This window comes from Rhodococcus sp. C-2 (assembly GCF_027854095.1).
In the GTDB taxonomy this organism is placed as follows: domain Bacteria; phylum Actinomycetota; class Actinomycetes; order Mycobacteriales; family Mycobacteriaceae; genus Rhodococcus_F; species Rhodococcus_F qingshengii.
Window position 1 is genome coordinate 95,680 of the sequence record NZ_JAQGFI010000005.1, and the last position, 6,117, is coordinate 101,796.

Genomic DNA, 6,117 nt, shown 5'->3' on the forward strand with positions numbered 1-6,117 from the left:
TGACTGTGTTGCCGAGTTACCGAGTTCGATTTCTGTCGATCAGATCGGTGCGGCTGCCAGGCTGGACTTGGTGAGCTGGTCTTCGAGCTCGTAGGCAGCTGCATTCTTGCGCAGAGCTGCCGCAGCCGCGGTGAGCTCCTCGATTGCCCGATCGGTGGACGAGGCAAGGCTGCCCGAGATGGTGTTGAAGTAATTTGCCGCGCTACCGGACACTTCCTCGGATCCGGCTGGGAGAACGCGTAGCGTCGGCTGCGCAGTAGAGACGATTCCGCGCAATCGCGTCGCCGCAGACTCGAGTTCCATTGCGGCGGCAACTAGGGCTTGAGGGTCGACGTGCATAGTGCCGAACTCCTTCCTGACCAGGGCGGATAAGTGGTCGGGAGGCCGTGCGCACAGCCGTCGATATCCCCCCGCACATACTTTGATGCCTACCGCCCGCTTTTGGTTCCCCCCGAAATCGGACGACTTTGCCCTCAGCCCCAGCCGAGTTCGTGCAATCTGTCTTCTTCGATGCCGAAATAGTGCGCGATCTCGTGGATGACGGTCACGGCAACCTCGTGAACAACCTCGTCCTCGGATGCGCAGATGTCGAGTATCGAATCGCGGAAAATAGTGACCGTGTCCGGCAGGTACCCACCGTAATGAGAATCCCGCTCGGTCAGAGCGACGCCCTGATACAAACCGAGCAGCCCCGGCTCTTCCTCGTCACGTGCTTCGACAAGCACCACGACATTGTCGATTGCCTTGGCAAGTTCGGGCGGAATCAGATCGAGCGCCTCGCCGACCAGTTCCTCGAACCGGTCGGGCGTCATAGTTACCGTCATGGCTTACGACGGCGGAGCTGCGCCGGGCAACGGCGTCGGCAACGACCGACCTTCCGGTGCAGCGGGTGGCGGGACCGGAGCGGCGCCGTTGATCAGGATGTCGCCCTTGGCGCTTCCGGTGATCGCGGCAAACCCGCCGGTTTCGACCTCTTTGCCGATCGAACAATTGACTCGGCGGCTGCCGGCCAACCAGCTTTCCAGTGAAATGTTGTCCCAGAACAGTGTCAGCGTCTTGTCGCGAAGCGCGTCTGCGGAACCAAGGTACTCGTTGGACGCCTGAGTGCAGACGCCCTCGAGATAGCGGTCCTGATCTTCGACCGACGGCATTGCGCCCGGGAATTGAGTGCCGAGGTCTATCACCGAGATAACCTCGTATGCATGCGGTTTCGCGCAATCGACCGGATCGGTCGGGAGGTTCTGGTTGATGCCGATGCAAGTGCCGACGTCCCACACGTTCGACTGGTCCTGGTCCGCCACGCGGCCAACGAACGGTTGTAGCTCGCCGGTCGTGGTCGAGAACTGCAACCCGCAACGCAGTGCGCGCTCGCCCGAAGCCCAACCCGATTCGCTCGGGAACATCAAGCCGACGCTGAACTTGCCCTTGGGATCGAACTTCGAATCGAGGTAGGACATGACGATGGGTGTGCAGTGCTCGTCGCGTAGTTCGGCGAATCGAAGGGCGCCCGGGTACCGGGAACCGGGGCCGAACTCGGCGCCCGGGAACACCGAGAGGTCGAGTGGTCCGGCTACCTCGAAGCGGTGTTCAGTTCCGCACTGAACCTTCGACATGTCCGTGCGGTCTCCGCCCGACTCGGTCGCAGGCGTCCAGTTGAGGCAGTCGCCGGCCGCAGCCGCGGTGAAGGCGTCGTCGCGAGTCGATCCCGTCGCTGCGGGACCGCCGCCACTGACACTGACCGAGGACGAGTCGTCCTTGTTCAATCCACCGGAAATCGCGATCGTTGCGATCGCGGCGACCACCGCACCTACCGCCACAGCAGCCAGGACCCGACGGGTGCGACTCGCGGAGACAGTTTTCTTCGCCGGCGTCCCCTGGGGATCGGCCGGATCTGGCGACTTCTCGATCTTGTCTTCGGACATCGATTCCATCATGCCTGTTGCCGTGGCGATATCGAACCTTCACTACAAAACTCACAATCGCGTCTGTGAGTATTTTGTAGTCATGAGCGAAAACACCCCACTCGATCCCGAGGCTGTCGAGCTGGCGGGCCGGCTCTTCGACATGGCGCGAACCGGTGACGCAGCCGGGCTGGCGTCGTACGTCGATGCCGGAGTTCCCGTCAATCTGACCAACGAGAGTGGCGACACGCTCGTCATGTTGGCGGCGTACCACGGTCACGCTGACGCCGTCGTTGCCCTGATCGAGCGCGGTGCCGACGTCAACCGACCCAACGACAAGAACCAGACTCCACTCGCCGGAGCCGTCTTCAAGGGTGAGGATGCGGTGGTGAAAGCGCTGGTGAGCGGGGGAGCCGACCCGAAAGGTGGACACCCGACGGCGGTCGACGCGGCTCGGATGTTCGGACGCGAGGACTACCTGAGTCTGCTCGAATCGTGATCTCCCCCTCTCCGACGTGGACGTGACCGTCGGAGAGCTGCAGTGAGTGGGTAAAGTTCGAAGTCGTGATTGACCTCAAGTTTCTCCGTGAGAACCCCGAAATCGTCCGCGAGTCGCAGCGCACCCGTGGAGAAGATCCAGGACTGGTCGACGCTCTGCTCGAAGCCGACGCGTCCCGACGCGCTGCCGTTCTGACCGGAGACAACCTCCGTGCAGAGCAGAAGGCCTTCGGCAAGAAGGTCGGACAGGCATCTCCGGAGGAGCGTCCCGCACTGCTCGAAGGTTCCAAGGAACTGGCAGCCAAGGTCAAGGAAGCCGAGGCCGCGCAGCACGAGGCGCAGGCCGCGCTCGACGCCGCACACCGCGCGATTTCCAACGTCGTACAAGAAGGTGCGCCGGCCGGCGGCGAGGACGATTACATCGTTCTCGAACACGTCGGTGAGATTCCGAAGTTCGACTTCGAGCCGAAGGATCACCTCGAGCTGGGCGAGTCGCTCGGCCTGATCGACATGGAACGCGGCGCCAAGGTTTCGGGTTCGCGCTTCTACTTCATGACCGGCTACGGGGCCATGCTCCAGCTCGGACTGCTGCAGTTGGCTGCGCAGAAGGCGATCGCCAACGGATTCACGATGATGATTCCGCCGGTGCTCGTACGCCCGGAAATCATGGCCGGTACCGGCTTCCTCGGTGCTCACTCGGACGAGATCTACCACTTGCAGGATGACGACCTGTACCTCGTCGGAACTTCCGAGGTACCCATGGCCGGCTACCACTCGGGCGAGATCCTCGAACTGAACGAAGGCCCGAAGCGCTACGCCGGTTGGTCCTCGTGCTTCCGCCGCGAGGCCGGAAGCTACGGCAAGGACACCCGCGGCATCATCCGTGTCCATCAGTTCGACAAGGTCGAGATGTTCACGTACTGCCGTCCCGAGGACGCCGACGCCGAACACCAGCGTCTCCTAGGGTGGGAGCGAGACATGTTGGCGGCCATCGACGTTCCGTACCGCGTGATCGACGTCGCCGGCGGAGACCTCGGTTCTTCGGCTGCGCGTAAGTTCGACTGCGAGGCATGGGTCCCGACGCAGGGCACCTACCGCGAGCTGACATCGACGTCCAACTGCACGACGTTCCAGGCCCGCCGCCTCGGAGTTCGGTACCGCGACGAGAACGGCAAGCCGCAGACGGCCGCCACTCTCAACGGCACCTTGGCTACGACGCGCTGGATCGTGTCGATTCTCGAGAACCATCAGCAGGCCGACGGCTCGGTGCGAGTGCCCGAGGCATTGGTGCCGTTTGTCGGCACGGATGTGCTTCGCTGACACGCTGAACCAACACAATCAGGGCCGCGACGGACTCCGTCGCGGCCCTTTTCGTACTTTCGTACTGGTAGGTTTGGAACTTTTTCTGAACTGACGAAATATCAAATTTTTCCCGCCGATTGGCGCGGTGACCACCAAAAGCGTTGTCGATGGGCCGCTTTGGCGATAGTTTTGCGTTCAATCGAGTTTCCATACCCTGCTTTTCCATCTCGCGTCTGGTGATACGAGGGTGAGTCCGGGGTGAATTGGACAAGTGTCTTGCCAAAAGTAGTACACGTACTAGTTTTTTCGTTATGTTGTGACGGCGCGCACACGTTTTGTCCGAATCCACTGCTCATGTTTGCCCTTCCGAAGGAAGTGCCCATGCCCCAAATCTCTCAGTTGCGGCGATTCGCCGTGCCCATAACCGGAACCGCCATGGTCGCCGGAATGCTGCTGGTCGGGTCCCCAGCCTCAGCAGTTCAAAGCCAATTCAACTTCTCTACCTCATGCCAGGCGAAAGCACTCATCACTGTCGACAAAGTGACTACGAGTTTTGTCACCGTGGATGCCCCCACATCAGTTGCTCCGGGTGAAACCTTCACTATCCGAATGCAATCCAATGGACAGTCTTTTCCGAACTCGGATTCGGGCGCCACAACAACCAATTTGTCGCGCTTGAAGAACGATTTCGATGTCCCGGCAAATGCCACCTTCATCAGTGCGGCGATCGTGCCCGGAACCTCGTTCAACTTGGAGAACGTCGCTCCCAGTGTCATCCGCATCAACGAGGCTGGAAGCCCTGACGCGGCGGGTCCATATCTCCGAATCTCGGGTAACAACGAGGTGATCGGAAACAGTCCCAGTACCAGCACGAACAGTGAGGGTGGGATCCGCGCACCCAAGACGAAAAAGAACCTCGACGGGAGCACCAACACCAACGGTGACAGTTGGTTCAGGATGCCTGCAATCGATATTACGATGATCGCCGGCGCATCCGGTGTGATTCAGCCGAAGGTCAGAACTGCCGGTGACGCTGCTACATACGGCAACGACAAAAATTTCAATACACAGCTTGCGAAAGCGAGTCTCCTCGGCACGCAATGGGCTCCGACCAGATGCACGCCTCGAGATGCGAAGGGTAGCGCTCTCAACGCTGGTGCAGGTCCACTCGCGACGATCAGCATTGCTTCGGCTCCGGTGGATGTCGAGACCACGACGTCACTCTCGGTTCCGGCTACGGCAATCACGGGTACTGCGGTTGACCTGACCGCGACGGTTGCTCCGAGCAACGCTGTGGGTTCGGTGCAGTTCAAGTCGAACGGCACTGCAATCGGTTCCCCGGTCACGGTGAGTGGCGGTGTTGCGACTCTGTCGCACGCGTTCGATGCTGCTGGTGCGCAGAGTGTTACGGCTGACTTCACTGCTGGTGCAGGGTTTGTGAGTTCGTCGGCGCCTGCTCAGACGGTGACCGTGTCGGATCCGGCTCCGGTGGATGTGGAGACGACGACGTCGTTGTCGGTTCCGGCGACTGCCGTCACGGGTGCGGCGGTTGATCTGACCGCGACGGTTGCTCCGAATACTGCTGTCGGTACGGTGCAGTTCAAGTCGAACGGCACTGCGATCGGCACTCCGGTCACGGTGACTGGCGGTGTTGCGACATTGAGTCATGCGTTCGATGCTGCTGGTGCACAAAGTGTTACGGCTGACTTCACCGCTGGTGCTGGCTTTGTGAGTTCGTCGGCGCCTGCTCAGACGGTGACCGTTTCTGATCCGGCTCCGGTGGATGTCGAGACCACGACGTCACTCTCGGTTCCGGCGACTGCCGTCACGGGTACGGCGGTTGACCTGACCGCGACGGTTGCTCCGAACAATGCTGTCGGTACGGTGCAGTTCAAGTCGAACGGCACGGTGATCGGTTCGCCGGTCACGGTTTCCGGTGGAACCGCGACTCTGTCGCACGCGTTCGATGCTGCTGGTGCGCAGAGTGTTACGGCTGATTTCACCGCTGGTGCAGGGTTTGTGAGTTCGTCGGCGCCTGCTCAGACGGTGACCGTGTCGGATCCGGCTCCGGTGGATGTGGAGACCACGACGTCACTCTCGGTTCCGGCGACGGCGATCACGGGTGCGGCGGTTGATCTGACCGCTACCGTGGCTCCGAATACTGCTGTCGGTACGGTGCAGTTCAAGTCGAACGGCACGGCCATCGGCTCCCCGGTCACGGTGACTGGCGGTGTTGCGACTCTGTCGCACGCGTTCGATGCTGCTGGTGCGCAAAGTGTTACGGCCGACTTCACCGCTGGTGCAGGGTTCGTCAGCTCGTCGGCGTCGGCTCAGACGGTGACCGTTTCTGATCCGGCTCCAGTGGATGTCGAGACCACGACGTCACTCTCGGTTCCGGCGACTGCCGTCACGGGTG

The 6,117-nt window shown here is 61.3% G+C and carries 6 protein-coding genes; 3 read left to right on the plus strand and 3 right to left on the minus strand.

Annotated features, from left to right (window positions below; genetic code table 11):
* Positions 1 to 39 precede the first annotated feature (39 nt).
* From PCS43_RS12045 to PCS43_RS12055, 3 genes are all read right to left on the minus strand, one after another.
* Positions 40 to 339: a PE family protein gene (locus tag PCS43_RS12045; RefSeq protein WP_003945399.1), complete on the minus strand. Its 300-nt coding sequence runs from the start codon at positions 337 to 339 to the stop codon at positions 40 to 42.
* Between the two features lie 134 nt (positions 340 to 473).
* On the minus strand, positions 474 to 824 hold the full coding sequence (locus PCS43_RS12050; protein WP_007736028.1) for a metallopeptidase family protein: 351 nt from the start codon (positions 822 to 824) through the stop codon (positions 474 to 476).
* 3 nt (positions 825 to 827) lie between these two features.
* Positions 828 to 1,934 (minus strand): septum formation family protein, encoded by a 1,107-nt coding sequence (locus tag PCS43_RS12055; protein WP_003945397.1) that lies wholly within the window; start codon positions 1,932 to 1,934, stop codon positions 828 to 830.
* Between the two features lie 70 nt (positions 1,935 to 2,004).
* On the opposite strand from PCS43_RS12055, the gene PCS43_RS12060 reads away from it, so the two are divergent.
* The 3 genes from PCS43_RS12060 to PCS43_RS12070 form a co-directional block, all read left to right on the plus strand.
* Positions 2,005 to 2,400: an ankyrin repeat domain-containing protein gene (locus tag PCS43_RS12060; protein WP_003945404.1), complete on the plus strand. Its 396-nt coding sequence runs from the start codon at positions 2,005 to 2,007 to the stop codon at positions 2,398 to 2,400.
* 65 nt (positions 2,401 to 2,465) lie between these two features.
* Positions 2,466 to 3,719 (plus strand): serine--tRNA ligase, encoded by a 1,254-nt coding sequence (gene serS, locus PCS43_RS12065; protein ID WP_007736032.1) that lies wholly within the window; start codon positions 2,466 to 2,468, stop codon positions 3,717 to 3,719.
* Between the two features lie 657 nt (positions 3,720 to 4,376).
* The coding region (locus PCS43_RS12070) for an Ig-like domain-containing protein (RefSeq protein ID WP_270923037.1) at positions 4,377 to 6,117 on the plus strand (1,741 nt) is incomplete at its 3' end.

What these genes read in the sequence shown, in the direction of transcription:
- PCS43_RS12060 (WP_003945404.1), top strand. Translation starts at nt 2,005, where the DNA reads ATGAGCGAAAACACCCCACTCGATCCCGAGGCTGTCGAGCTGGCGGGC.
- PCS43_RS12055 (WP_003945397.1), bottom strand. Translation starts at nt 1,934, where the DNA reads ATGATGGAATCGATGTCCGAAGACAAGATCGAGAAGTCGCCAGATCCG.
- PCS43_RS12050 (WP_007736028.1), bottom strand. Translation starts at nt 824, where the DNA reads ATGACGGTAACTATGACGCCCGACCGGTTCGAGGAACTGGTCGGCGAG.
- PCS43_RS12045 (WP_003945399.1), bottom strand. Translation starts at nt 339, where the DNA reads ATGCACGTCGACCCTCAAGCCCTAGTTGCCGCCGCAATGGAACTCGAG.